The sequence below is a fragment of the Amycolatopsis sp. NPDC049252 genome, from assembly GCF_043197175.1.
Taxonomy (GTDB): Bacteria; Actinomycetota; Actinomycetes; order Mycobacteriales; family Pseudonocardiaceae; genus Amycolatopsis.
The window spans coordinates 58,473-84,358 of record NZ_JBICSQ010000009.1; the positions used below are offsets into that span (position 1 = coordinate 58,473).

Below are 25,886 nucleotides of genomic sequence, written 5' to 3' on the forward strand. Positions count from 1 at the left end.
AAGTTCCGAAGGACGGGGGACGCCGATGCCCGGCAAGGCCAAGGCACCGACCAAGGCGCGCGGTAACGGGCTGAGCGCGATCGGCGCCGACGAGCTCGGTTCGGCCGCCCAGCGCGACCGCCGTCGCCGGATCATCGACGCGACCCTCGCACTGGCCTCGAAGGGCGGCTACGACGCCGTCCAGATGCGGGCCGTCGCGGAGAAGGCGGACGTCGCCCTCGGCACCCTCTACCGGTACTTCCCGTCGAAGATCCACCTGCTGGTCTCCGGGCTGGCGCGCGAGTTCGAGCGGGCGCAGGAAAAGCTGGAGCGCCAGGCCATCCCGGGCGAGACGCCGGCCGAGCGGCTGATGTTCGTGCTCGGCCGCAACACCCGGCTGATGCAGCGCGACCCGCACCTCACCGAGGCGATGGTGCGCGCGTTCATGTTCGCCGACACGTCCGCCGCGGCCGAGGTCGAGCAGGTCGGCCGGCTGATGGAGAACATGTTCGCCCAGGCCATGGGCATCACCGACCCGACCGAGGCCGACCGCGACATCTTCCACGTCGTCGCGGACGTCTGGATGGCCAACCTGGTGGCGTGGGTGACCCGCCGCGCGTCGGCCGCCGACGTCGCGAACCGCCTCGAACTGTCGGTCCACCTGCTGCTCGACAAGTGAAGGCCGCCCCGGAGCGGGACGGCCTTCACCACGCACGACTCAGGCGTTGAGCTTCGGCAGGACTTCCTTGCCGAAGGTCTCCAGGAACTCGTCCTGGTTGCGGCCCACGTTGTGGATGTAGATCCGGTTGAAACCGGCGTCGACGTACTTCTGCAACGCCGCGCGGTGCACGTCCGGGTCGCTCGAGACGACCATGCGGCCCTCGAAGTCCTCGCGCCGCACCAGCTTCGCCATCTGCGCGAAGTCGAACGGCGAACGCACGTCGGCCTTCGGGAACTTCATGCCGCCGTTGGGCCACTGGTCCAGCGCGTTGGCCCAGGCCGTCTCGTCGTCCTCGGCCCACGACAGGTGCACCTGCAGCAGCTTCGGCATCGCGTCCGGGTCCTTGCCGGCCTTCTTCGCGCCCTGGTTGAAGTTGTCCACGATGCCGGCCAGCTTGTCGATGGACGCACCGGGCGTGATCAGGCCGTCGGCCAGCTCACCGGTCTTGCGCGAGGTGTACGGGCCCGCGGAGGCGATGTAGACGGGCGGCGGCGGGCCCTCGGGCAGCGTCCACAGGCGCGTGTTGTGCAGCTTGAAGAACTCCCCCGAGTGCTTGACGTCCTTGCCGGTGAACAGCTTCCGGATGATCTCGAGGGCCTCGAACATCCGCCGGACCCGCTCCGGGGCCTCCGGCCAGTACCCGCCGATGATGTGCTCGTTGAGCGCCTCGCCGGAGCCGATGCCCAGCCAGGTGCGGCCCGGGTAGGTGGCCTCGAGGGTGGCCGCGGCCTGCGCGACCATCGCCGGGTGCAGCCGGAACGAGGGGCACGTCACACCCGGGCCGAGGTCACCGGTCGTGTTCTCGGCCAGCGACGCCAGCACGCTCCACACGAACGAGGCCTCACCCTGCTGCGGCACCCACGGCTGGAAGTGGTCGGCCGCCATCTGGCCGGAGAACCCCTGCTCCTCGGCCGCCTTCGCCAGCCGGATCGACTCCCGCGGCGAGAACTGCTCCAGCGCCGCGGCGAGACCGATTTGCACTTCACTCACGCGTCCTGCTCCTTCACTTCGAATCCCTCCCGCCATCGAACCACGATCACCGGTGCGCCGCCGCCACCTCGGCGAGCTCGTCGAGCGCCTTGAGCGTCTCGGCCTCCGGCATGGTTTCCAGCATGAACGTGTAGCGCTCGGTGCCCGCGTCGCGGAAGCCGTCGATCACCTTGGCCTTCGTGTCGCCGCCGAAGACGGCGAACTGGACGTCCTCGCGGCCTTCCGCGTTCAGCCGGTCGCGAACCTTCTTCGCCTCGTCGAAGTGCAGGTTGCCGCGCAGCAGCCAGCCGTCGCCGTACTTGATCAGCCGCTGGATCGCGGCCTCGCTCTCGCCGCCGATGTAGATCGGCGGGTGCGGCTTGTGCACCGGCTTGGGCCAGGCGAAGATCGGGTCGAAGTCGACGTACTTGCCGTGGAACTCGGCCTCGTCCTTCGTCCAGATCTCCTTGAGCGCGGCCAGCTGCTCGTCGATCAGCGCGCCACGGGTCTTCGGGTCGGTGCCGTGGTTGGCCATCTCCTCGCGGTTCCAGCCGACGCCGACGCCGAACAGCGCGCGGCCGTCGGAGATCAGGTCGAGCGAGGCGACCTCCTTGGCGGTGTGGATCACGTCACGCTGGATCAGCAGCGCGATGCCGGTACCGAGCAGCAGCTCGGACGTCGTGGTGGCGGCCGCGGTGAGCGCCACGAACGGGTCGAGCGTGCGCTTGTACTTCTCCGGCAGGCCGCCCGGCGCCGGGTACGGGCTTTCCCGGCTGACGGGAATGTGCGAGTGCTCGGCCAGGAACAGCGAGTCGAAGCCACGTTCCTCCAGTGCGGCGCCCAGCACGTCCGGCCGGATGCCCTCGTCGGTCACGAACGTCGAGATCCCGAATTTCATACCAACGACTACCCCTCGCCCCGCCGCCGTATTCCCCGGGTTGACAGTCGTGCACACACCGTCGCACGATGGGGTTATCTCATCATACGTTGAATAAGGGGGCAAGGATGACGAATCCGGGCACGAACGCCGGAGACCTCGACTTCGAGCAGGCCTACCGCGGCGCCACCCCGATCGGGCGGAAGATGCCGTGGGACCTCGGCGCCCCGCAGCCGCTGGTGGTCGCGCTGGCCGACGCCGGCGAGTTCACCGGCGAGGTGCTCGACATCGGCTGCGGGCTCGGCGACAACTCCGGGTTCCTCGCCTCGCGGGGGCTCAGCGTGACCGGATTGGACGGCGCGCCGTCGGCCGTCGAACAGGCCCGCACCCGCGCCGAAGGGGTGACCTTCGCCGTCGCCGACGCGACGAAGCTCGAAGGGTACGAAGGCCGGTTCGACACGGTGCTCGACAGCGCGCTCTACCACTGCCTGAACGAGGACGCCCGGCGCGAGTACCTCGCCGCGCTCACCCGCGCGACGCGGCCGGGCGCCCGGCTGCACCTCTTCTGCTTCTCGACGGAGGTGCCGGACGCGTTCCCCGCGCCGTACCTGATCAGCGAGGAGAACCTGCGCGAGACCGTCGGGAAGGACTGGACGATCGAGCGGCTCGAACCCGCCCGCTACACCACCGCGTTCGACGTGGCGGAGCTGCGGGCCGGCGTGGGGGCGATCCTCGGCCCCGAGGCCGACACGTCGGCCCTGGCCACCCTGGCCACCGACGCCGAGGGCCGCGCGCTGGTGCCGGTCTGGCAGCTGAGGGCGGTACGTTCGGCCGCGTGATCCTCGAGTCGACGGTGGTGCCGCGCGCCGGCGACGACCCCTGCGCCGACCGGCTGATCGTGGGTGAGCACGTGCTCGGTGTCGCCGACGGCGCGACGAAGAAGCCGTGGGACGCGGGCCCGAGCGGAGCCGCGCTCGCCGAAGCCGTCGCCGGGCACCTGGCCGCCACCGCGGCCGGGTGCCCGGCGCGCGAAGCGGTCGACAGCGCGACGGCACTGGTCCGGGAGCTGGTGGGAGACGCGGGCGTGGGTTCGGCGGTGTCGTTCTGCGTCCTGCACCTGGGCCGCCGCGAGATCTGGCGCGTCGGCGAAGGCCGGGTGCTGCTCGACGGGACGCCGGTGCCGCCGCGCCCGTCCGGTGAACGGGCCGTGGCCGAGGCCCGCGCTCTGGTGCTGCGCCGCCACCTCGCCGACGGCGTCCCCGAATCCACGCTCCTGGCGGAGGATCCCGGACGCGCGGCCGTGCAGGAGCTGCTGCGCGCGCTGGTCGGGCTGCGCAACCGGCCGGACCCGCGCTACGGCTACGGCGCGCTGGACGGCCAGGACGTCCCGGACCTGTTCGTCGAGGTCGTGCCGGTACCCGCCGGCGTCCGGGAGGTCGTCATCACCACGGACGGCTACCCCGAACCGGCGCCGACGCTGGCCGAGGCCGAGCGCCTGCTGGCGCAACGGCTGGCACGGGACCCGCTGATGCTGGACCCGCCGGAGACGAAAGGAAAACGCCCGGCCGCGAACTCGTTCGACGACCGGGCGTACCTGCGCGTGGCGCGCTAGACGTTGCGGCGGTACTGGCCGCCGACCTCGAAGAACGCTTCCGTGATCTGGCCCAGCGTGCAGACGCGGGCCGCGTCCATCAGGACGCCGAACAGGTTGCCGCCGCGGGTGGCCGCCTCGCGCAGCGCCTTCAGGGCCTCCTGGGCGTCTTCCTTGTGGCGGTGCTGGAAGTCCGAAAGCCGGTCCAGCTGGGACTTCTTCTCGTCCTCGGTCGCGCGGGCCAGCTCGACCTCGATGTCGTCCTCGCCCGCGCGCGGGTTGCGGAAGGTGTTGACGCCGATGATCGGCAGCGAGCCGTCGTGCTTCTTGCGCTCGTACAGGATCGACTCGTCCTGGATCTTGCCGCGCTGGTAGCCGGTCTCCATCGCGCCGAGCACCCCGCCGCGCTCGGAGATCCGGTCGAACTCCAGCAGGACCGCCTCTTCGACCAGGTCGGTCAGCTCGTCGATGACGAATGAACCCTGCAGCGGGTTCTCGTTCTTCGACAGGCCCCACTCCTTGTTGATGATCATCTGGATGGCCATCGCGCGGCGCACCGACGCCTCCGACGGCGTGGTGACCGCCTCGTCGAACGCGTTGGTGTGCAACGAGTTCGCGTTGTCGTAGAGCGCGCACAGCGCCTGCAGCGTGGTGCGGATGTCGTTGAAGCTCATCTCCTGCGCGTGCAGCGACCGCCCGGACGTCTGCACGTGGTACTTGAGCTTCTGCGACCGCTCGTTCGCGCCGTAGCGCTCGCGCATCGCGACCGCCCAGATCCGCCGCGCCACCCGGCCGAGCACCGAGTACTCCGCGTCCATGCCGTTGGAGAAGAAGAACGACAGGTTCGGCGCGAAGTCGTCGATGTCCATGCCACGCGCCAGGTACGACTCGACGTAGGTGAAACCGTTGGACAGCGTGAACGCCAGCTGCGAGATCGGGTTCGCCCCGGCCTCGGCGATGTGGTAGCCGGAGATCGACACCGAGTAGAAGTTGCGGACCCCGTGCTCGATGAACCACTCCTGGATGTCGGCCATCATCCGGAGGCTGAACTCGGTGGAGAAGATGCAGGTGTTCTGGCCCTGGTCCTCCTTGAGGATGTCGGCCTGGACCGTGCCGCGCACGTTCTTCAGCGCCCACTCGCGCAGCTCGGCGGCCTCCTCGTCCGAAGGAGCGCGGCCGTGCTCGGCCTTGAACGCCTCGACGCGCTGGTCGATCGCGGTGTTGAGGAAGTAGGCCAGGATCGTCGGCGCCGGGCCGTTGATCGTCATCGACACCGACGTGTTCGGCGCGGTCAGGTCGAAGCCGTCGTAGAGGACCTTCATGTCCTCGAGCGACGCGATGGACACCCCGGACGTGCCGACCTTGCCGTAGATGTCGGGGCGGGTGTGCGGGTCGTGGCCGTAGAGCGTCACCGAGTCGAACGCGGTCGAGAGGCGCTTGGCCTCCGAGTCGGCCGAGAGCATCTTGAACCGGCGGTTGGTGCGGAACGCGTCACCCTCGCCGGCGAACATCCGGGCCGGGTCCTCACCGTCGCGCTTGAACGGGAAAACGCCCGCGGTGTAAGGGAAGTATCCGGGCAGGTGCTCGCGGCGCAGGAACGACAGCAGCTCGCCGGACTCGGCGTAGCGCGGCAGGGCGACGCGCGGGATCCGGTTGCCGGACAGCGTGTCGCGCCAGAGCTGCGTGCGCAGCTCCTTGTCGCGGATCTTGACGACGAGCTCGTCCTGGCGGTATTCGTCGGCCAGCACGCGGAACCGCTCGATCAGCTTCGTCGACTCGCCGTCCACATCGGACTCGGCGGTGGCGAGCAGGCCGTCCAGCGCGTCGGTGGCCGCGTCCACCTTGGCCAGCTCGGCGCGGGCGGTGGCCAGCGCCTCCTGCTTGCGGATCGCCGCGACCTGCTGCTCGGTCTTCGCGTGGTAACCGCGGACGGTTTCGGAGATGTCGGCCAGGTACCGCGCGCGGGTGCCCGGGATGACCGTGCTCGCGTCGGTCGAGACCTTGCCCTCGACGTGCGGCAGCGTCCCGGCCGACACGGTCAGGCCGCGCTCGGCGAGCAGGCCCCGCAGCTGCTGGTACAGCGCGGTGACGCCGTCGTCGTTGAACTTCGCCGCGCTCGTGCCGTACACCGGCATGTCGTCGGGGCCGGACTCGAACGCCTCGCGGTTGCGCACCAGCTGACGCGCGACGTCGCGGCGGGCGTCCTCGGCGCCGCGGCGCTCGAACTTGTTGATCGCGACGACGTCGGCGAAGTCGAGCATGTCGATCTTCTCCAGCTGCGACGCGGCGCCGAACTCCGGCGTCATCACGTACAGCGACTGGTCCACGAAGTCGACGATGCCGGCGTCACCCTGGCCGATGCCCGGCGTCTCGACGATCACCAGGTCGAAGCCGGCGGCCTTGCAGGCCAGGATGGACTCGCTCAGGCCGGCCGGGATCTCGCCGGACGTCGTCCGGGTGGCCAGCGAGCGGAAGTACACCGGAGAGCCGTCCAGGCAGTTCATCCGGATGCGGTCGCCGAGCAGCGCGCCGCCGCCCTTGCGCCGGGACGGGTCGACCGCGAGCACCGCGATCCGCAGCTTGTCCTCCTGGTCCAGGCGGAAGCGCCGGATCAGCTCGTCGGTGAGCGACGACTTGCCCGAGCCGCCGGTGCCGGTGATGCCGAGCACCGGCACCTCCCGCCGGCCCGCGGCTTCGGTGATCCCGCTCAGCAGGTCTGCGGACAGCCGTTCCGCCTGCAGCTGGGTGATCACCCGCGCCAGCGCCGGGACGTCGCCGGAGAGCACCTTGTCCAGCGCCGGGCCCTCGGCCGCGAGGTCGACGTCGCAGGCCTTGATCATCATGTTGATCATGCCCGGCAGGCCCATCTCGTAGCCGTCCTCGGGCGAGAAGATCCGGGTGACGCCGCGCGAGTGCAGCAGGTCGATCTCCTCGCGCACGATCACCCCGCCCCCGCCGCCGAAGACCTTGATGTGGCCGGCGCCGCGCTCGCGCAGCAGCTCGACCAGGTAGGAGAAGTACTCGACGTGGCCGCCCTGGTAGGCCGAGATGGCCACACCCTGGACGTCCTCGGCGATGGCCGCGGTGGCCACCTCGTCGACCGACCGGTTGTGGCCGAGGTGCACGACCTCCGCACCCTGCGACTGCAGGATCCGCCGCATGATGTTGATCGACGCGTCGTGGCCGTCGAACAGGCTCGACGCCGTGACGAACCGGACGGGGTGCACGGGGCGGTACAGCTCACTGCTCATTCCTTCAAAATACTAGGACTTCCTACTATTGGAAACCGGACGACCGGTGACGCGGATCTCACCGCACGGCCGGAGAACCTTGACAACACCCAGCTGGCAGCTATGTTTAACCAGTCCGTTAATTAACAAGGTGTTGAAATGACTGCTGTCACAGATCACTTGAGCCGCACGTTGTCGGCGCTGGCCGACCCGACACGGCGCGCCATCCTCGCCCGGCTTTCGGCCGGCGAGGCGACCGTCAACGAGCTCGCCGGGCCGCTGCCGATGAGCCTGCCCGCGGTTTCCCGGCACCTGAAGGTGCTGGAGCAGGCCGGGCTGATCACCCGCGGCCGCACCCGCCAGTGGCGGCCCTGCCGGCTGGAGGCGAAACCGCTGGAAGACGTCGCGGACTGGGTCGCGGCCTACCGCCGGTTCTGGGAGGGCGGCTTCGACCGCCTCGACGAGCACCTGCGGGAACTGCGGCGAGGAGCCGAAGATGCCTGACTCCGCACTGACCATCACCCGCGTCTTCGACGCGCCCCGCGAACTCGTGTTCACCGCGTGGACCGACCCGGACCACCTGGCGAGCTGGCTGGGCCCGAGCGGGTTCACCGGCTGCGCGGTCACCCTCGACACCCGCGAAGGCGGCCTTTGGCGGGCGTGCATCCGCTCCCCCGAAGGCGAGGAGCACTGGATGCACGGCGTCTACCGCGAGATCACCGCACCCGAACGGCTCGTGTTCACCTTCGCCTGGGACGCCGACGGCGACCGCGGCACCGAGACCGTCGTGACGATCGGCTTCGCCGACCTCGGCGGCAAGACCGAGATGACCTTCACCCAGGCCGGCTTCCCGACCACCGCCGAGCGCGACGGCCACCACGACGGCTGGACCTCGAGCTTCGACGACCTGGCCGGCTCCCTCCCCACCCGACGAGAGGACACCCGATGACCGCGATCGTCTCCCCGGAGGAATGGCAGGCCGCGCGCGACGCGCTGCTGGTCAAGGAGAAGGAGCACATGAAGGCGGCCGACCGCCTCGCCGCCGAGCGACGGCGGCTCCCGATGGTCCGCTTCGACGCGGGCTACCCGTTCGACAGCGTGGACGGCAAGGTCAGCCTGCTCGACCTGTTCGACGGCCGCCGCCAGCTGATCGTCTACCACTTCATGCTGCACCCGGGTGACGAGGCGGGCTGCCCGGGCTGTTCGCTGCTCGTCGACAACCTGCCGCACCTGGCGCACCTGCACGCGCGGGACGTCACGCTCAAGATCGTCGCGCCCGCGACCCTGCCCGAGATCGAGCGGTACCGGACGCGCATGGGCTGGGACGTGCCGTGGGTGTCCGCGCACGGCACCGGCTTCACCGAGGACTGCGGGGTCGGCGGCGGCTTCGGCGTCAGCGTGTTCCGGCGCGAGGGCGACGAGGTCTTCCGGACGTACTTCACGACCGGGCGCGGCGGCGAGATGTTCCTGGCGTCGCACCGCTACCTCGACATCACCCCGCTGGGGCGCCAGGAGGTGTGGGAAGAGGACAGCCACGGCGACGACGCGCCCAGCTCCTGGTGGCGCCGCCACGACGAATACTGAAGTTTCGGTCGTATCGAGGGCACGGCTCGACACGGCCTCGTGCTTGCCGAAACGCGCACGAGCCGTGCTGCTGCGCTGCCGGGCCCGGGGCACGCCCCGGGCCCTGACGGCGTCAGCGCGCGTTGGCCGCCCGCAGCGCGATCCACTGCCGCATCGCGTACTCGACCAGCGTGATCAGCGTCTGCTTGGTCGACTCGCGGTCCCGGGCGTCGCAGCGGACGATCGGGATGTTCGGGTCGATCGACAGTGCCTCGCGGACGTCGTTGATGTCGTGCTCCAGCACGCCGTCGAACGTGTTGACGCCGACGATGTACGGCAGACCCCGGTCCTCGAAGAAGTCGATCGGCGCGAACGAGTCGGCCAGCCGGCGCGTGTCGGCCAGGACCACCGCGCCGATGGCGCCGCGGACCAGGTCGTCCCACATGAACCAGAACCGCTGCTGCCCGGGCGTGCCGAACAGGTAGAGGATCAGGTCCGCGTCCAGCGACACCCGGCCGAAGTCCATCGCGACGGTCGTCGTCGACTTGTTCGGCGTCTGGTCGAGGTTGTCGACCCCGACGCTGGCGTCGGTCATCATCGCCTCGGTGGTGAGGGGCACGATCTCCGACACCGACCCGACGAACGTCGTCTTCCCCGCGCCGAAGCCGCCCGCCACCACGATCTTGGCGGATGTCATGGTCGGGGGCGCGGTGTCCCGCGGTGCCTTAAAGCCGACGGAGTCCACTCAAAACCCTTTCCATCAACACCAGATGTGCCTCGGCGCCGTCATTGCCCGTTATCGTCTTGTGCACCGTGACCAGCCCCGCGTCCGCCGCGTCGCTGATCAGCACCCGGGCCACCCCCAGCGGTACGCGCAACGCCGAAACGATCTCGGCGACCGAACGGGGTGTCCGGCACTCTTCCATGATCGAGATGCACTCGATCTGCTCCGCGGCCACTTCGGGGAGGCCACCGGTGGCAGCGTAGTCCTTCGTGGAGACGAGTGTCTCCAGCTCCAGCGCGTAATTCGCACGGGTGCGGCCGCCGGTGAGAGCGTAGGGCCGCACGATCGAGGTCTGGTCCTCGGGGGCCGATGGCTGCTCGAACACCCGGGGCATGACGAACTCGCCGCTGGGCGGGCCCGGGTCGAACAGCCCGCCTGGCCTGGGACTGTCCCCGTCGGTACTGCCGGGTGGAGAGACTAGAGAGGTCACACGTTCTCCTGGGTCGGCCGACGGCGCTGGTGGCGCCGGCGGTTCCGCGGCCGCGTGGGCACCCGCGGCCGGGGGTGGCGGGGACTCCTTGCTCTTCTTGCGCTTCCGGCGGGCACGGCCGGAATCCAGGGTGAACCCGTTGAAGACGTCGGCGAACGTGCCGTCGCCCCCCTGACCGGAGGCGTCCGCCTCCGGGGGTTCGCCAAAAGATCCGGGCCCCGTGCTCATCGCGCCATCATCCCACCGGTTCGCCGATCAGCGACCCACCCGAACCCTGGAGCTGGGCGCGCAGCTCCGGGGTCAGGATCTGGCCCACCCGATCGACGAGCATCGTCATCTCGTAAGCGACCTGACCGATGTCGCAGTTGGGGGCGGCGAGCACGGCCAGGCAGGATCCGTCGCTGATCGACATCAGCACCATGATCCCCAGCTCCATCTCGACCACCGTCTCGTTCACCGCGCCCGCCTCGAAGCAGCGCGCGGCGCCCTGCGTGAGGCTGACCAGTCCCGACGCGACCGCGGCGAGCTGGTCGGCCCGATCGAGCGGGAGCCGGTTCGACGCGGACAGCAGCAGGCCGTCCGCCGAGACGACCACCGCGTGCGCCACGCCGGGTACTCGCTCGGCGAAGTCGTTGACCAGCCAGCCGAACTGATTCTGCGTCGGCTGAGCGCTACTCGGCGAGGTCATTCACCCTCCAGTGTCTCGTGGTTCTTCTCGGTCGCCCGAGCGTTGCGGTGGCGTCCACGCTCGATGCCCTGCTGGAAACTGCGCAGGCGACCGCGTACGTCGTGTGCGTCGCGTTGTGGCCGGGGAGCCGTGGCCCCGGCGGGTGGTGCGGCGCTGCCCGGGAGCAGCTGCTCCCCGCGACGGCGCCGGGGCAATCCTGCCGAAGTGAACGTCGCGGGCGCCGACTGGGACACCGCTTGCACGGCCCGCCAGCCCTCGTCCGGCCCGAAGGTCCACTCCGCGGTCGCCTCCAGGGCGGTTTCCTCCCGGCGGAGCGCCGGGGGCACCTCCTGGTGGTCGGCCGGCTCTCCGGCTGGGCCGGACTGCCTGCTCGGCAGCGCCGGGGGCGGGGCAGCCGGGCGCCCGCCCTGCTGCGGCAGTTCTTGCTGCTGCGCCCCCGGGTGCTGGCCGGGCTGCAGCTCTCCTGGGCGCTGGCGGCCCGGCTCTCCCGGCTGCCGGTAGGCCGCGGGCGGGACCGGGTGCCGTCCCGGCTCCTGGAAGCCGGGCGGCCGGCCCTGCGGCGGTTGCCCGCCGAACTGCCGCGGCAGGGAGAACTGCCCCGGACCGGGCGGCGGGAAGGCCCCCGGCTGGTACGGCGCCTGCCGGGGTTGCTGCTCGCCGGGCTGGAACGCCGCGGGCTGGCCGTTGGGCTGCTGCTCACCGGGCCGGAACGCCGCGAGCTGCCCGTCGGGCTGCTGCTCGCCAGGCTGGAACGCCGGAGGCTGCCCGTTGAGCTGCTGCTCGCCGGGTCGGAACGCCGGAGGCTGCCCGTTGGGCTGCTGCTCACCGGGCCGGAACGCTGCGGGCTGCCCGTTGGGCTGGCCGCCGTTGGGCTGCTGCTCGCCGGGTCGGAACGCCGCGGGCTGCCCGTTGGGCTGGCCGCCGTTGGGCTGCTGCCTGACGGGCTGGTGGTACCCCGAAGGCTGGCCCTGGCGCTGGTCGCCGGGTTGCTGCTCGCGGGGGTACTGCTCCCGGGGCTGCCCTTCGGGCGGCTGGAACGCCGCCCGCTGCGGCGCCGGCGGCCTGCCGCCGGAGTGTCGGGCCGCCTCCTGCCCGTGGGAGGGCTGCCCCTCCGGGAAGGGCTGCTGGAACGCCCCCGGCTGGGCCGGTTGCCGCCCACCGAACTGCTGCGCCGGCCGGCCCTCGGGATACTCCCCCGCGGACGGCTGCTGTCCGGCTGCCTGCTGTCCCTCGAACTCCTGGGACTCCGGCTGCTCGCCGGGCTGCTGGAACGCCGCCGGCCGGCGCTCGGGGTGCTGCGCGGCGGACCGTCGGCCCGGCAGCTGCGTCCCGGGCCGGCCGTTCGGCTGCTGCTCGCCGGACTCCTGCTGCCCGGCCGCGCGCCGGTCACCCGGCTCCTGGTCGGCCTGCTGCTTGCTCGGCTGCTCTGCCTGGGCGTTGTCCGGCTCCTGCGGCGAACCCGCACTCGCGGCCGCGGCCTGGCGGGCCTCTTCACGGCCTCGGGTCACGCCCTGCTGGAAGCTGCTCAAGCGGCCACGGACGTCTGCCGGGTCGCGGACCGGGAGGTCCGAGCGGGCCGGGGCCGGCGACAGGGCCGGCGGGCTCGAGGTGGCGCTGCCCGGCATCAGCTGCTCGCCGCGGCGGCGGCGCGGGAGGCCCGCGTCGGTGAAGGCCGTCGGCTCGGCCTTCGTGACCGCCTGGACCGTGCGGAACTCTTCGTCGCTCGCGAAGTCCCAGCTGCGGCCCTCCGGCTCGGCGGCCGGCTCCTCTTCGGGCACCGCTTCTTCGGCGGCTGATTCCTCTTCGGCGACCGCGGGAGCCGGCGCCTTGTCGGCGGCCGGTTTCTCGGCGGGCTTGTCCTCGCGGAACCACGCCGACAGCATCTCGTCGAAGATCGGCGTCGTCTCGGAGCGGTCCGGCGCCGGGGCCGGCTTCGCCGCGGGCGCCGGCTTTCCGGTCGCGTGCCGCCACCAGTCGCTGAGCGTGGTTTCGTTGGCGGAGAACAGGTCCTTGCCCGAGGGCAGGTCGTCGTGGCGCGGCGGCTGCGGCACCGGCAGCACCGCGGGCACCGGCGGCAGGGTCGGGCGCGGCGGCGGGGCCGGGTCGTCCTTCGGGATCGGGGCGAACAGGTCCGTCCCGGAGATCTCCAGGTCCGACGGCGGCCGCTCGGCCTGGGGGCCGTGGCCGTTGGCCAGCCCGGCGAGGTCGCTCGCCGACGGCCACCGCTCCTCCCCCATCGGCGGCTGCTGTGGGACCACCGGCTGCGGGCGGGAGTTGCCGTTGACCTGGCGGCGCGGCAGCTGCGAGCCGGCGGGCGGGCTCAGCGGCGACTGCTGCAGCGTGCCGATCGGGCCGGTCAGCGGGCCGTCGGTCGCCGGCATCACCAGCTCCGCCGGGACCACGACGGTGGCCCGGACGCCGACGATGTCCTTGCCGCCGTGCAGCGAGACGCCGATCCGGTGCCGGCTGGCCAGCCGGCCGACCACGAACAGGCCCATCCGGCGCGACGTCGCCAGGTCGACCGACCCGGCCTCGGTCAGCCGGGTGTTCGCCTCGGTGACCTCGGCCTCGTTCATGCCGATGCCCTTGTCGAGGATGTCGATGTTGAGCGAGCCGTCCTCGGCCAGCCGCGACGCCACCGTCACCGACGTCTCCGGCGCGGAGAACGCGGTCGCGTTGTCCAGCAGCTCGGCGACCAGGCGCATCAGGTCGCTCGCGGCGTACCCGACGATCCGCGCCGGGGGCGGCGGCTGCACCTGGACCCGCTGGTACTGCTCGATCTCCGACACCGCGGCGCGGAGCATGTCGGTGGTGCCGACCGGCTTGCCGGAGCGGCGGCCCGGCTCGGCGCCGGAGAGGACCATCAGGTTCTCGTTGTTGCGCCGCATGCGGGTGGCGAGGTGGTCGAGCTGGAACAGCGTGGCGAGCTGGTCGGCGTCCTCCTCGTCGCGCTCGAGCTGCTCGATCAGCTGCAGCTGCCGCTGCACCAGGCTCTGGCTGCGCCGCGACAGGTTGACGAACACGCTGCCGTAACCGGTACGCATCGCGGCCTGCTCGGTCGCCAGGCGCAGCGCCTGGTGGTGCACCTTGTCGAAGGCGCGGGCCACTTCGCCGACCTCGTCGTCGGTGCGCACCGGCACCGGCGTGACGTCGGTGCCCTGCGCGCGGCCTTCCTGGATGTTGCGGACGGCCTCCGGCAGCGCGGTCTCGGCGACGTCGAGAGCGCTGCGCCGCAGCACCTTCAGCGAGCGCAGCAGCTGGCGGGTGATGAGGAAGACGACCGCGACGGCGAGCACCATGGCGGCGAACAGCAGCACCGCGAGCAGGCCGGCCCCGCTGCTGGACTCCTCGACCAGCCGCGACGACGTGTCCGACGCCGTCGCGCCGAGCCGGTCGGCGACCTGGGCGATCTGCGTCCGCATCGCCGTGGACGCGGCGTTCCAGTCGGTCGCGGACAGGGACCGGAAGGCGTCGCGCGCGGCGTCGGGCTGCGTGCCGAGCACGGATTCGACCATCCGGGCGCGGCTCTGCGCCTGCGCCCCCTCGGCGATCGCGGCGAAGTCGCGCTGCAGCGAGTCGCCCGCCGCGGACCGGAAGTCGACGAGCCGGTCGGCCAGCCGCAGCTCGGCGGCGCGCAGCGTGGCCAGCTCGCTCGGCGACAGCGCGCCGCGGTTGATGCCGTAGGACACCATCGCCTGGCTCAGCGACACCTGCTCGCCGGCGACGAGCAGCTCGTGCAGCCCGGCGGGCGTGCCGCCGAGGGTGCCGTCGCCGGCGCCCGCGGTGGCCGCGGTGTCGAGGCCGATCAGCGCGCTGGTGACGCCGGAGTAGGCGGTGACGGCCTGGCCCGGGTCGAGCTGGCCGCCGTCGACCTGGCGGCGGAGGAAGCCGAGGTTGTTGACCTGCGCGGTGGCCGCGCCCGCGGCCCCGGCCACGCCGGGCTCGATGGCCGACGCGCGGGCCTGCGCGTCGGTGAACGGGACGACCGCGGCGTCGGCCGCCTTGCGGGCCGCCGCCAGCTCGGGCGTGCCGCCGACGGTGCCCTCGGCCAGCATCGCCGCGGTGACCGTGCGCTCCTGCTGCAGCGCGCCGGTGAGCGCGCGGACCTGGCCGCCGAGCGCGACCAGCCGGTCGAGCCGCTGGTAGTCGTCCGAGCGGCCGACCTGGCCGGCGATCGTGGTGATGCCGAGCACCATCGCGAGCGCGATGGGCACCACGGTGACGGCCGAAAGCTTGACGGGGAGGCTCCAGTCGCGCCAGCGCACCAGCGCCTGCCAGACGGCCTTCCCCTTCGACCGCCGGGGTGCTCGGCCGAGCAGTTCCCCGACGGGCACCTGACCTTCTCCTGCAACGGTCACGTGAGTGACTCCCTGTCCGGCGTCATGGATCCGCGTCGGCCGCACGGCGTCCCGGCTCGCGGCGTTCCGGCGGGCGGTCGTGCCGCCGCCGCCCCGCCGCTGCCCGGGCCCCCTCGCACGTCCCCGGCTGCCCCTCCGGCCGCGCGCAGCAGGCACCGTCCCGGCGTCCCGTGCCCGGGACTCTGCACGTGCACGGCGCAATTTGCGGTCTGCACGGTCGTCGAGATCAACTTGATCGGTGCCAATCGGATCGCTGCGGTCAGCTGGGCCAAAGAATCGTACCCCCGCGGCCAGGCCGGTCAATTTTGTTGCCGATTCGTGCGCTGACCTGCGAAAAGTAGATTCCGGCCCGGTAGTGGGCGGACTCATTCTGCACGGTCGGGGGCGGAAGAGGGAATTCCGGTTACCGGACGCGCCGGCCACGACCGTCCGGCCGTCACCCGATTAGCCCATGCGGCCCAGCCAAGTCCCTCGGACGATCTACACTCAGTACCCCCATCGGGTTGGTCAAGTGTCAAGATGTGCCCGATGTTGTGGCGTTCCGGCCGACCGTCGCCCGACCTGGTGATTCCTTTCGAGACCGCGCACTGACCTGTGGATCTTCGACGCCACGCCCGCTGCTGAGCGACCCTCTCCGAGGCGATCACCGGCCCCTTCGGGCACTCTGGGTGACAGACGACTACCCGAGCCTCGCCGTAATACCCCGTTCGCCGCAGTGAACACCAATGACGACAGCACCCCGTCACAATTCTTTTCATCATTACGGGTGATCCGCCGATGAACATGTCGCAGCTGCGCTTTCGACACTTTCGACAGGAAAACGAATACCGCGCCCCGGGGGTTCGCAAACGCGCGGCCGCCTTTCCGTACCGCCAGACGGCCTAGTTACGATGTGCGCCTCGCAGTCCGCAAGGGCGGCCCGGCGCCCTGCCCCGCAGGCGCCCCGGTGCCCCGCCGCCACGGAAGGCTTTCTGCCGGAGGCAACCCATGTACGACGTCGCGCGCCCCGTGACGGGCAACGCCCTGGAGGAGACCGGCCAGATGCCGGCCCTGTTCACCGGGGACCGCCCGCCGGGCGCCCACCGCCAGACCCCGCCCCGCTCGGGGCCCGACTACCCCGCGATCCAGGCCGGGCGCGAGTTCACCGCGCTGCGCCGCCGGTTCCGGGCGTTCGTCTTCCCGATGAGCCTCGCCTTCTTCGCCTGGTACATGACCTACGTGCTGCTGGCCGCCTACGCGCACGACTTCATGAGCACCAAGGTGTTCGGCCAGGTCAACGTCGGCATCCTGCTCGGCGTCGGCCAGTTCGCCAGCACCGCGCTGGTCACCTGGCTCTACCTGCGCTACGCCCGCCGCCACCTCGACCCGCGCGTGGCCGAGCTCCGGGCCCGCGAGGGCCTGACCGAAGGGACGCCCCGATGACGGCACCGACGGCACCGGCCGCACCGGTCGCGCTCGCCGCGGGCACCCCCGCCAGCGACCCGATCGTCAACACCGCCGTGTTCGCCCTGTTCGTGGCGATCACCCTGTACGTCGTCTACCGGGCCAGCTCCCGGAACTCCTCGACGTCGGACTACTACGCCGCGGGCAGCGCGTTCACCGGCCGCCAGAACGGCATCGCGCTGTCGGGCGACTTCCTGTCGGCGGCGTCGTTCCTCGGCATCGCCGGCGCCATCGCGATCCACGGCTACGACGGCTTCCTCTACTCGATCGGGTTCCTCGTCGCGTGGCTGGTGGACCTGCTGCTGATCGCCGAGCTGCTGCGCAACACCGGCCGGTTCACGATGGGCGACGTCCTGAGCTTCCGGATGAAGCAGCGTCCGGTCCGCGCCGCGGCGGCGACGTCGACCCTGGTCATCTCGTTCTTCTACATGCTGGCGCAGATGGCGGGCGCCGGCGGCCTGGTGGCGCTGCTGCTCAACGTGCACTCCAAGCTCGGCCAAGCGCTGGTGATCGGCGTCGTCGGCCTGGTCATGGTGCTGTACGTGCTGGTCGGCGGGATGAAGGGCACCACGTGGGTGCAGATCATCAAGGCGACGATCCTGCTGATGTGCGGCGTGCTGCTGACGGTGTTCCTGTTCGGCAAGTTCGGCTTCGGGTTCTCGAACCTGCTGTCCTCGGCGGCCGAGAACAGCCCGCTCGGCGAGAAGCTCCTCGAGCCGGGCGGCTCCTACGGCAAGAACGGCACCACGAAGCTCGACTTCGTGTCGCTGGCGCTGGCCCTGGTGCTCGGCGCGGCGGCCCTGCCGCACGTGCTGATGCGGTTCTACACGGTGCCGAACTCGCGTGAAGCGCGGCGAAGCGTCGTCTGGGCGACGGCGTGCATGTTCCTGTTCTACCTCTGCACGCTGGTGATCGGCTTCGGCGCGGCCGCGCTGGTCGGCGCGGACGAGATCAAGGGCGCCCCGGGCGGCGAGAACTCCGCGGCGCCGCTGCTGGCCCTGCACGTCGGCGGGACACTGCTGCTCGGCGTCATCGCCGCGGTGGCGTTCGCGACGATCCTGGCCGTGGTGGCCGGGCTGACGATCACCGCGTCGGCCTCGTTCGCCCACGACGTCTACGCGAACATCTTCAAGCGCGGCAAAGCCGAACCGGCCGACGAGGTCCGGGTGGCCCGGCTGACCGCGATCGTGGTCGGCGCGCTGGCCATCGTCGGCGGCGTGCTGGCCAACGGGCAGAACATCGCGTTCCTGGTGGCGCTGGCCTTCGCCGTCGCCGCATCGGCGAACCTGTCGACGCTGCTGTACTCGCTGTTCTGGAAGCGGTTCAACACGACCGGCACGCTGTGGGGCATCTACGGCGGTCTGATCGCGTGCCTGCTGCTGGTGGTCTTCTCGCCGGTGATGTCGGGCGCGTCCGACTCGATCATCAAGGGGGTCGACTTCGCCTGGTTCCCGCTGAAGAACCCGGGCCTGATCTCGATCCCGTTCTCGTTCCTCTGCGGGTTCGTCGGCACGCTCGTCGGCAAGCCGAAGGCGGACGCGGAGAAGCACGCCGAGATGGAGGTCCGGTCCCTCACGGGCATCGGCAGCTAGCCCCCCAGAAGAAACCACCGGACGGCCTGCGTCACGCGCGCAGGCCGTCCAGGATCACCCTCAGCACCAGCTTTCCCTCTTCCGGGCTGCAGTTGCGCACGGCCATGCCGGCGCCGTGGCCCAGCCGCAGGACGTCGGCGCCGGTGACGTCGGCGCGGACGAGACCGGCGGCCTGCGCGGCCTCGACCAGCGTCCCCGTCGCCCCGCGCAGCCGTTTCTGGCAGTACTGGAACGTCTCGGACCCGGAGTCGATGGACTCCTTGAGGATCGCGGCCAGCTTGTGCCGCTCGACGACCCAGGTGACCTGCTCCCCCAGCCACGCTTCCAGTGCCTCCCACGGCGCCAGCTCGTCGTGCAGCACGAGCGCCCGGTCGGCCAGCAGGCTAATCTCGTCCCGGTAGACGGTCTCGATCAGCTGCTCCCGCGTCGGGAAGTGCCGGTACAACGTGCCCGCGCCGACCCCGGCCGTCTTCGCGATGTCGTCCAGCGGGACGTCGGCGCCGTGCTCGGCGAACAGCACCTTGGCCGTCGCCACGATGCGCTCGTAGTTGCGCCGCGCGTCCGCGCGCATCGGGCGCTCCGCGTCGTCCCTCGGCATCCCGGCCTCCTCGCCCTTAACCGGAGAGATTCTCCGAATTCACTTGCGCATCCGGAGACAGTCTCCATATTATCGCGTCGTACCAAGTGGAGAGACTCTCCGCTTACCTTCGTGCTCCTTTGGGGGAGTATCTCTTGTCCCAGCAAACGATCCATCCCGCGGTGGAGCCTGCCCCGGCCCGCCGCGGCGGGCTGGTCCTGGCGATCATCCTCACCTGCCAGCTCATGCTCGTCCTCGACGCGACGGTGATGAACGTCGCGCTCCCGCGCATCCAGTCCGACCTGGGGTTCTCCGCCACCGGCCTGTCCTGGGTGATGACCGCCTACAGCCTGGTCTTCGGCGGCCTGCTGCTGCTCGGCGGCCGCGCGGGCGACCTGTTCGGCCGGCGCCGGATGTTCGTCGCCGGCACCGCCGTGTTCACCCTCGCCTCGCTCGCCGGCGGCCTGGCCGGGACGGCCGAGCTGCTCATCGCGGCCCGGGTCCTGCAGGGTGTCGGCGCCGCGATGGCCGGCCCCAGCACCCTCGCGCTGGTCGCGACGACGTTCACCGAGGCCAAGGCCCGGGTGCGGGCCCTGGCGCTGTTCTCCGCGATGTCCAGCGGCGGGTTCGCCATCGGCTTGATCGTCGGCGGCCTGCTCACCGAGTGGATCTCCTGGCGCGCGGCGCTGTTCATCAACGTGCCGTTCGGCCTGGCGATCGTGCTGCTCGCGCCGCGGTTCGTGCCGGAGCCGCCGCGCCGGCCCGCCCACCTCGACCTGCCCGGCGCGATCACCGGCACCCTCGGCGTCGGCGCGCTCGTGTTCGCCTTCACCCACGCCGCGTCCGACGGCTGGGGCGACCCGGTGACGCTCGGCTCGCTCGCCGGCGGACTGCTCCTGCTGGCCGCGTTCGTCGCCATCGAAGCCGCCACGGCGATGCCACTCGTCCCGCTCCGGCTGTTCGCCGACCGCAACCGCAGCGCGGCCTACGTCAACTTCTTCCTCGGGCCGATGGCCATGATGTCGATGTTCTTCTTCCTCACCCAGTTCATGCAGGACATCCGGCACTTCGCCGCGCTGGCCACCGGGTTCGCGTTCCTGCCGATGGCGGCGCTGATCTTCACGATGAGCCGGCTCGTGCCGCGGCTGCTCCCCCGCTACGGCCCGAAGCCCCTCGCCGTCACCGGAGCGGTGCTGATGGTCGCCGGGGCCGGCTGGCTGGGGCTGCTCACCACGGAAAGCGCGTACTTCCCGGCCCTGCTCGGGCCGCTGCTGCTGATGGGCCTCGGCGGCGGGCTGGGGTTCGCGCCGCTCAACGTGATCGTCATGGCCACCGTGCCCGCCGAGGACGCCGGGGCCGCGGGCGGCGTGCTGCAGACGATGCAGCAGGTCGGCAGCACGCTCGGGCTCGGCATCCTGATCACGGTGTTCGGCACGGCCACCCGCTCGGCGGCGGCGTCCGGGGTGACCGGGGCGCAGCTCACCGTCGACGGCATGACCGCGGCGTTCGCCACGGCCGCGGCGGTGGCCACGGGCACGGTCCTGGTGGCGCTGACCTTCCGGCGGGTTACAGCTTCCGGCCGGCCTTGACCCGGTGCGTCACCCGGCGCTCGACGAGGAACGAGACGAACGGGACGCAGCCGGCCAGCAGCACCAGCACGGTGCCCTTGATCGACCAGCGGGCCTTGATGGCCAGGTCGATCGTCAGCACCAGGTAGATCATGTAGAGCACGCCGTGGATCGGCGAGTACACCGCGGACGGCGTCGGGTTGCCGAAGCCGTAGCGCAGCACCATCACGAAGCACAGGCCGAGCAGGCCGACGCCGGTGACGTAGGCGGCGGTGCGGAACCGGACCAGGGGGCCGGTGAGCGGGACCGCGGTCTGCGCGGCGCCGTCGGTGCGGGTGGTCATCGGGACGTCCTCACTTTGCGGCCTCACTCTGCGGCCTGCTGGTCGCGGGCGTTCAGCTCGCGCAGGTAACGGTTGTAGGCGGCCAGCTCCTCGTCCTCGTCGGTTTGCGGTGTTTCCACGGCGGGACGAGGGGCGGGCACGGCGGCGACGGGAGCGGGTTCCGGGGCGGGTTCGGCCTCGGCCTTCTCCCGCAGCCGCCGGATCCGCCAGAACATGAAGGCCGGGAACAGCCCGAACAACGGCCACTGCAGGACGTAACCGAGGTTCTGGAAGGTGCCGTTCGCCGAGGTGAACCGGTCCCACTGCCACCAGGCGAGTCCGCAGCAGATCAGCAGGCTCACCAGGCACGTCGCGACGATCGCGATCCGGCGGCCCCAGGGGGACCCCGCCGGCGGAGGGGATGCTGGCACGAGCCCCAAGCTAGCACTGGGCGGCTGAGGGATCACGGCCGACCGCGCCGGGCGTGGCCGGGCTCTCAGCCCAGGTCGGCGGCTCTTTACCGGCCGGTGGGCTCAGCCTTGCTTGCGCACCGTCTGGGCGGCCTTGGCGTACCCGTCGGCCAGGCCGAACACCTTCTGCGCGTACTCGGTCGAGTTGTTGTAGGACAGGATGCCCGCCCACCAGCCCGACGGGCTCTGCATGTCACGGCCGCCCGCGCACAGGTAGCGGGCCGCGGCCAGGGCGGCGTCGTCGATCTGCTGCGGGTCGCCGAGGCCGTCGCCGTTGCCGTCGGAGGCCCACTTGCGCCACGTGCCGGGAATGAACTGCATCGGCCCGACCGCGCGGTCGACACTCGCGTCCCCGTCGTAGCGGCCGCCGTCGGTGTCGCCGATGGCCTGGACGCCGGACGAGCCGTCGAGCGGGACGCCGATGATCGGCTTCGACGGACGGCCGTCCGCGCCGAGGACGGCGCCGGCGTACTGGCCGTGGTTCGACTCGATGCGGCCGATGCCGGCGAGCGTCGCCCAGGAGATCTTGCAGTTCGGCTGGCTCGCGCGCATCGCCAGCTCGGCGTTGCCGTACGCCGCCAGGGCCCGCGCCGGGACGCCGCTGGCCCCGGCGACCTGGCTCGCCCACTGCGCGAGCGTCGCCGGGCCGGTGGTGCTGCGGGTCTGGGCCTGCTGCGGAGCGGTCTGCTGGTCGGCGCCACCCGCGACGGCGCCGCCCGCGGGGGCGACCGACCCCGGGCGGACGTCGGCCGCCTTGACCTGCAGGGCGGGGATCTCGGTGGTGGTCGGGCTCGCCTCCGGTGTCGAAGCGCGGGTGACGAGCCAGACGCCGCCGCCGGCCACCGCCAGCACGACGAAGACCACGATCAGCCGGGTGACCACCGCGAAGCCCGCGGAGCGCGCTGCCGGGGCGGCGGGGGCGGGCTCGTCGACGGAGTCGATCGGGTCGTCCTCGGTCTTTCCGGTACTCGTGCGCACGAAACTCCGGTCCTCCAGCATGGTTGTCGACGAAGGGTCAACGAGCCCGCGCAGGTTAGCGTTACGCGGGTCGCCGAGATCGTCTCACCACACCGGTTCACCCGGCCGTGTGAAGCCCGTCCCGTCAGGCGGACTTCTGCTGGCGCGCGAGCCGCGCCACGCACCAGGCCGGGGCGCTGCCGCGGCGAAGGTGCTGAAGGACGGTCATCGGGCCGAGACGGCGGCTGAGGTCCGACGGCGAGAGTCCCGCCGCGCGGTAGTCGAGGGCCCGCTGGTCGAGCGGGCTGATGCCGGCGTCCCACCACTCCTCGGCCTCGGCGACGCCGCCGACCATCTGCCACCAGCCCGCGGCGGCGGTGAGGAGTTCTTCGGGCACTTCCGGCAGCCTGCGGCGCATCGCGTCGAGGTAACCGGGGTCGGCCGCTTCGACCTGGGCCCAGCGGGCGGAGCCCGTCCGGGCGCGCTGGCCGGGAATGCCCGGCGCCTGCGGGGGAGCGTCGGCCAGCCACGCGGAAGCGATGCGGTCGACCTCCTGCTCCTCGGGGGTCTGCTCGCGCTCGGCGGCCCACTGCCGGATCAACGCGTCCACTCCGGGATCTCCGGTCATCCCTGCCTCCTCATAGGTCCCCGACGGACAGGTCCTGACACCTGTCCCACGCGGCTTCGCCGCAAGCACCAAGTGCACCTTGCTGAGTGGAAACTGCCTGCGTACCGGGGGTCCCGAGGGGTACGGAGAACTACCCGATCACGCAATGTGAGCACCGTAGGGCCGGGGTGGTCCCCTTCGCCAGACCCCGGCAGGCACGAATTCGCCGACCTGCGCGTTTTCAGTCGCAATCCACCCGGATGGTCGAGCGTACGGCCCGAATTCTGGGATTCGTGACGCTGAGTGATTTACCGTCCGTTTGCACGCGCTGTCACCACCGAAGCCGCCCGAATGCGGCGCCGGTTCACGGGACTGGCCCAGGATCAGGAAAAAAGCGTCCGGAAAAAGGTGACGATCGCCTCGGCGCCGTCCTTCAGCCACCCGAGGACGCGGTGGACGAAGTCGGCGGACTGGGTGGGCTGCGTGATCAGGAAGAAGAGCACGAGCGCGACCACCCCCACGATGAGGATCTTCTTCACGCCGCTCGACATGTGCTTCCTCCCCGGCTCGCCGTCCCGTCCGGGAGTGGCTGGATCCCTACTCTAGGAGAGGCCTGCCCGGAAGACACGCCGATCACCCCCAGGGAGCCCCGATGTCGCGGAACGTGCTGGTCGAGCGGGACGGCCCAGTGACGACGATCACCATCGACCGGCCGGCCGCCCGCAACGCCGTCGACGGTCCGACGGCCGCCGGACTGGCGGACGCGTTCCGCGCGTTCGACGCCGACCCCGAGGCCGCGGTCGCGGTGCTGACCGGCTCGGGTGGCGCGTTCTGCGCCGGCGCCGACCTCAAGGCCATCGGTACCGACCGGATGAACCGGACTCACCCGGACGGGGACGGCCCGATGGGCCCGACCCGGATGACGCTCGGCAAGCCGGTGATCGCGGCCGTCCACGGGCACGCCGTCGCGGGCGGGCTCGAGCTGGCGCTGTGGTGCGACCTGCGGGTCGCCGACGCCACCGCCCTGTTCGGGGTCTTCTGCCGGCGCTGGGGCGTCCCGCTGATCGACGGCGGCACCGTGCGGCTGCCGCGGCTGATCGGCCAGTCGCGGGCGATGGACCTGATCCTGACCGGCCGCCCGGTCGACGCCGACGAGGCTTTGGCCATCGGCCTGGCGAACCGCCTGGTCCCCGCGGGTGAAGCGGTGTCGGCGGCGCAGGAGCTGGCGCGGCAGCTGGCCGCGTTCCCGCAGGCCTGCCTGCGCGGCGACCGCGCGTCGGCGCTGGCGCAGTGGGGCCTCTCGGAGGAGGACGCACTGGCCGCGGAGTTCGGCGCGGCGATGGACACGGGTGTCCTGGCGACCGAGGCGGCCGACGGCGCGGCGCGGTTCAGCGACGGCGCGGGCCGCCACGGCAGCTTCGGCTGAGCAACACCGAACCACCGGAACGTGTTGCGGCAGATCGGGGTGCGCGGCCGATAGGGTCGCCGGATGGACGACGACGTCAGCAGAGTCGTGCTCCGGCCGGTCGCGGAGTCCGATCTCGACCTGCTGGAGCAGCTGACCAACGACCCGGTCGCGGCGGGCGCGCACCAGTGGTTCGGCTGGCACGACCCGAACTACCTGCACCGGCGCTGGCGGGAGACCGGGATGCTGACGCCCGAGACCGGCATGCTGGTACCCACGCTCGGCGGGCGCCCGCTGGGCCTGGTGTCCTGGCACCGCAGCCGCTCCGGGCCGGCGTCGTACTGCTGGAACATCGGGCTGGTGCTGGTCCCCGAAGCACGCGGCCACGGCCACGGCACCGAGGCCCAGCGCCTGCTCGTCGAATACCTCTTCGCGCACACGCAGCTCAACCGCGTCGAAGCGACGACCGAGGTCGACAACCGCGCCGAGCAACGGGCCCTCGAGAAGGCCGGCTTCACCCGCGAAGGAATCCTTCGCGGCTACGGCTTCCGCGACGGCCAGTGGCGCGACAACGTCATCTACTCGGTCGTCCGCTCCGATCTCGCGAAAGGCTAGGCGATCGCGCCGGCCTCCCGGAGTGCCTCAAGGTCCGTGACGCCCAGCTCGGCCAGCACGGCTTCCGTGTCGGATCCCTTGGTGCGCGGGGCTTCCGGCGTCTCCGGCGGCGTCCGGTCGAAGCGCGGCGCCGGGGCCGGCTGGACCAGGCCACCGATCTCGACGAACGTGCCGCGGGCCGCGTTGTGCGGGTGGCCTGCGGCTTCCTGCGGCGACAGCACCGGCGTCAGGCAGGCGTCGGTACCTTCCGCGCGGGCGACCAGGTCGTCGCGCGTGTGCTTGCCGATCGCCTCGGCGACGATCTCCCGCAGCTTCGGCCACTGCGTCTTGTCCACGTGCAGCGGCAGTTCCGCCGGGTCGAGCCCGAGGACCTGCACCAGGTCGCCCCAGAACCGCATCTCGATCGCGCCGACGGCGACGTACTTGCCGTCCGACGTCTCGTAGGTGTCGTAGAACGGGGCGCCGCCGTCGAGCATGTTGTCGCCGCGGGCGCCACCCCAGAGCCCGGCCGCCGCCATGCCGTGGAGGCTGGTGGTGAGCAGCGCGGCGCCGTCGACCATGGACGCGTCGACGACCTGGCCCTTGCCGGACGTGTTCCGCTCGTACAGCGCCGCGAGGACGCCCATCGCCAGCAGCAGCCCGCCGCCGCCGAAGTCGCCGACGAGGTTGAGCGGCGGCACCGGCCGCTCCCCCGCGCGCCCGATCGGTTCGAGCGCGCCGGAGATGCCGATGTAGTTGATGTCGTGGCCGGCCGCCGTGGCGAGCGGGCCGTCCTGGCCCCAGCCGGTCATCCGGCCGTAGACCAGCCGCGGGTTGCGGGCGTGCACGACGTCCGGGCCGAGCCCGATCCGTTCGGCGACGCCGGGACGGAAGCCCTCGATGAGGACGTCGGCCGTGTCGCACAGCTTCAGCACCAGTTCGACGCCCTCGGGTGTCTTGGTGTTGATCCCGACGGTCCGGCGGCCGCGGGCCAGCGGGTCAACCGGCAGGCCGAGCACGTCCTCCCCCGGCGTCGCGCGGTCGACGCGGACCACGTCGGCGCCGAGGTCGGAGAGGATCATCGTGGCGAACGGCCCGGGCGCGAGCCCGGCCAGTTCGACCACCTTCAGGCCGCTGAGCGGACCTGCCTTCATAGCGTGG

General features: G+C 71.6%; 25 protein-coding genes. 11 read left to right on the plus strand and 14 right to left on the minus strand.

All coding sequences use genetic code 11. The annotated features are described in order from the left end of the window. Positions 1-25: 25 nt before the first annotated feature. The gene (kstR, locus tag ACGFMK_RS14305; protein WP_392762136.1) at positions 26-658 is read left to right on the plus strand and encodes a cholesterol catabolism transcriptional regulator KstR; all 633 of its coding nucleotides are present in this window, start codon (positions 26-28) and stop codon (positions 656-658) included. Positions 659-697: 39 nt separating this feature from the next. On the opposite strand, the gene ACGFMK_RS14310 is transcribed toward kstR, so the two are convergent. Together ACGFMK_RS14310 and ACGFMK_RS14315 are read right to left on the minus strand one after the other, a co-directional pair. Beyond that, positions 698-1,690 carry a TIGR03557 family F420-dependent LLM class oxidoreductase gene (locus ACGFMK_RS14310; protein ID WP_392762138.1) on the minus strand — a complete coding sequence of 331 codons (993 nt, stop codon included), beginning with the start codon at positions 1,688-1,690 and terminating at the stop codon, positions 698-700. A gap of 46 nt (positions 1,691-1,736) precedes the next feature. After that, entirely contained in the window at positions 1,737-2,567 is an 831-nt protein-coding gene (locus ACGFMK_RS14315; protein ID WP_392762140.1) for an LLM class F420-dependent oxidoreductase, read from the minus strand. Between the two features lie 107 nt (positions 2,568-2,674). On the opposite strand from ACGFMK_RS14315, the gene ACGFMK_RS14320 reads away from it, so the two are divergent. Together ACGFMK_RS14320 and ACGFMK_RS14325 are read left to right on the plus strand one after the other, a co-directional pair. Then, complete coding sequence (locus ACGFMK_RS14320; protein WP_392762143.1) at positions 2,675-3,385, plus strand: class I SAM-dependent methyltransferase; 711 nt, start codon at positions 2,675-2,677, stop codon at positions 3,383-3,385. Then, complete coding sequence (locus ACGFMK_RS14325) at positions 3,382-4,158, plus strand: hypothetical protein (protein ID WP_392762145.1); 777 nt, start codon at positions 3,382-3,384, stop codon at positions 4,156-4,158. Before ACGFMK_RS14320 ends, ACGFMK_RS14325 begins: the two co-directional genes overlap by 4 nt. Here the strand turns inward: ACGFMK_RS14325 and icmF are convergent. After that, positions 4,155-7,388, minus strand: a complete 3,234-nt coding sequence (gene icmF, locus ACGFMK_RS14330; RefSeq protein ID WP_392762148.1) for a fused isobutyryl-CoA mutase/GTPase IcmF — start codon at positions 7,386-7,388, stop codon at positions 4,155-4,157. The two genes, ACGFMK_RS14325 and icmF, sit on opposite strands and share 4 nt — an antisense overlap. Positions 7,389-7,526: 138 nt before the next feature. Between icmF and ACGFMK_RS14335 the strand changes: the two genes are divergently transcribed. Genes ACGFMK_RS14335 through ACGFMK_RS14345 form a run of 3 tightly spaced genes read left to right on the plus strand, consistent with a single transcriptional unit; the run spans position 7,527 to position 8,951 of the window. After that, positions 7,527-7,871, plus strand: a complete 345-nt coding sequence (locus ACGFMK_RS14335) for an ArsR/SmtB family transcription factor (protein WP_392762151.1) — start codon at positions 7,527-7,529, stop codon at positions 7,869-7,871. Then, positions 7,864-8,316 carry an SRPBCC domain-containing protein gene (locus ACGFMK_RS14340; protein ID WP_392762153.1) on the plus strand — a complete coding sequence of 151 codons (453 nt, stop codon included), beginning with the start codon at positions 7,864-7,866 and terminating at the stop codon, positions 8,314-8,316. Before ACGFMK_RS14335 ends, ACGFMK_RS14340 begins: the two co-directional genes overlap by 8 nt. Beyond that, the gene (locus ACGFMK_RS14345; RefSeq protein ID WP_392762156.1) at positions 8,313-8,951 is read left to right on the plus strand and encodes a DUF899 domain-containing protein; all 639 of its coding nucleotides are present in this window, start codon (positions 8,313-8,315) and stop codon (positions 8,949-8,951) included. Before ACGFMK_RS14340 ends, ACGFMK_RS14345 begins: the two co-directional genes overlap by 4 nt. 112 nt (positions 8,952-9,063) lie before the next feature. Here the strand turns inward: ACGFMK_RS14345 and ACGFMK_RS14350 are convergent, their stop codons facing one another. The 4 genes from ACGFMK_RS14350 to ACGFMK_RS14365 are packed head-to-tail and all read right to left on the minus strand — an operon-like array spanning position 9,064 to position 15,190. Continuing rightward, positions 9,064-9,627, minus strand: a complete 564-nt coding sequence (locus ACGFMK_RS14350) for an ATP/GTP-binding protein (RefSeq protein ID WP_323333027.1) — start codon at positions 9,625-9,627, stop codon at positions 9,064-9,066. A 28-nt stretch (positions 9,628-9,655) separates the two neighbouring features. Further along, positions 9,656-10,372, minus strand: coding sequence for a DUF742 domain-containing protein (locus ACGFMK_RS14355; RefSeq protein WP_323333025.1), 717 nt, complete (start codon positions 10,370-10,372; stop codon positions 9,656-9,658). Between the two features lie 7 nt (positions 10,373-10,379). Then, complete coding sequence (locus tag ACGFMK_RS14360; RefSeq protein WP_247063292.1) at positions 10,380-10,832, minus strand: roadblock/LC7 domain-containing protein; 453 nt, start codon at positions 10,830-10,832, stop codon at positions 10,380-10,382. Continuing rightward, complete coding sequence (locus ACGFMK_RS14365; protein WP_392762161.1) at positions 10,829-15,190, minus strand: nitrate- and nitrite sensing domain-containing protein; 4,362 nt, start codon at positions 15,188-15,190, stop codon at positions 10,829-10,831. Before ACGFMK_RS14365 ends, ACGFMK_RS14360 begins: the two co-directional genes overlap by 4 nt. A 987-nt stretch (positions 15,191-16,177) precedes the next feature. On the opposite strand from ACGFMK_RS14365, the gene ACGFMK_RS14370 reads away from it, so the two are divergent. Further along, on the plus strand, positions 16,178-16,612 hold the full coding sequence (locus ACGFMK_RS14370; RefSeq protein WP_392762163.1) for a DUF485 domain-containing protein: 435 nt from the start codon (positions 16,178-16,180) through the stop codon (positions 16,610-16,612). Next, positions 16,609-18,225: a cation acetate symporter gene (locus ACGFMK_RS14375; protein ID WP_392762165.1), complete on the plus strand. Its 1,617-nt coding sequence runs from the start codon at positions 16,609-16,611 to the stop codon at positions 18,223-18,225. Before ACGFMK_RS14370 ends, ACGFMK_RS14375 begins: the two co-directional genes overlap by 4 nt. A gap of 31 nt (positions 18,226-18,256) precedes the next feature. On the opposite strand, the gene ACGFMK_RS14380 is transcribed toward ACGFMK_RS14375, so the two are convergent. Continuing rightward, positions 18,257-18,823: a TetR/AcrR family transcriptional regulator gene (locus ACGFMK_RS14380; protein WP_392762168.1), complete on the minus strand. Its 567-nt coding sequence runs from the start codon at positions 18,821-18,823 to the stop codon at positions 18,257-18,259. A gap of 134 nt (positions 18,824-18,957) precedes the next feature. Between ACGFMK_RS14380 and ACGFMK_RS14385 the strand changes: the two genes are divergently transcribed. Then, on the plus strand, positions 18,958-20,391 hold the full coding sequence (locus ACGFMK_RS14385) for an MFS transporter (RefSeq protein WP_392762171.1): 1,434 nt from the start codon (positions 18,958-18,960) through the stop codon (positions 20,389-20,391). On the opposite strand, the gene ACGFMK_RS14390 is transcribed toward ACGFMK_RS14385, so the two are convergent. The 5 genes from ACGFMK_RS14390 to ACGFMK_RS14410 form a co-directional block, all read right to left on the minus strand. Then, complete coding sequence (locus ACGFMK_RS14390; protein ID WP_392762173.1) at positions 20,369-20,713, minus strand: DUF3817 domain-containing protein; 345 nt, start codon at positions 20,711-20,713, stop codon at positions 20,369-20,371. The genes ACGFMK_RS14385 and ACGFMK_RS14390 overlap by 23 nt on opposite strands. Before the next feature lie 23 nt (positions 20,714-20,736). Next, a complete protein-coding gene (locus tag ACGFMK_RS14395; protein ID WP_392762175.1) occupies positions 20,737-21,123 on the minus strand; it encodes a hypothetical protein in 387 nt (128 codons plus the stop codon). A 102-nt stretch (positions 21,124-21,225) separates the two neighbouring features. Further along, positions 21,226-22,140, minus strand: coding sequence for a lytic transglycosylase domain-containing protein (locus tag ACGFMK_RS14400; protein ID WP_392762178.1), 915 nt, complete (start codon positions 22,138-22,140; stop codon positions 21,226-21,228). A gap of 124 nt (positions 22,141-22,264) precedes the next feature. Further along, positions 22,265-22,747, minus strand: a complete 483-nt coding sequence (locus tag ACGFMK_RS14405; protein WP_392762181.1) for a helix-turn-helix transcriptional regulator — start codon at positions 22,745-22,747, stop codon at positions 22,265-22,267. A gap of 362 nt (positions 22,748-23,109) precedes the next feature. Next, entirely contained in the window at positions 23,110-23,277 is a 168-nt protein-coding gene (locus ACGFMK_RS14410; protein ID WP_323333010.1) for a hypothetical protein, read from the minus strand. 101 nt (positions 23,278-23,378) lie between these two features. Between ACGFMK_RS14410 and ACGFMK_RS14415 the strand changes: the two genes are divergently transcribed. Together ACGFMK_RS14415 and ACGFMK_RS14420 are read left to right on the plus strand one after the other, a co-directional pair. Beyond that, positions 23,379-24,152: a crotonase/enoyl-CoA hydratase family protein gene (locus ACGFMK_RS14415; RefSeq protein ID WP_392762183.1), complete on the plus strand. Its 774-nt coding sequence runs from the start codon at positions 23,379-23,381 to the stop codon at positions 24,150-24,152. A gap of 63 nt (positions 24,153-24,215) precedes the next feature. Next, positions 24,216-24,746, plus strand: a complete 531-nt coding sequence (locus tag ACGFMK_RS14420; RefSeq protein WP_392762185.1) for a GNAT family N-acetyltransferase — start codon at positions 24,216-24,218, stop codon at positions 24,744-24,746. Here ACGFMK_RS14420 and ACGFMK_RS14425 read toward each other — a convergent pair. Next, positions 24,743-25,879: a CaiB/BaiF CoA transferase family protein gene (locus ACGFMK_RS14425; RefSeq protein WP_392762187.1), complete on the minus strand. Its 1,137-nt coding sequence runs from the start codon at positions 25,877-25,879 to the stop codon at positions 24,743-24,745. The two genes, ACGFMK_RS14420 and ACGFMK_RS14425, sit on opposite strands and share 4 nt — an antisense overlap. Positions 25,880-25,886: the final 7 nt, after the last annotated feature.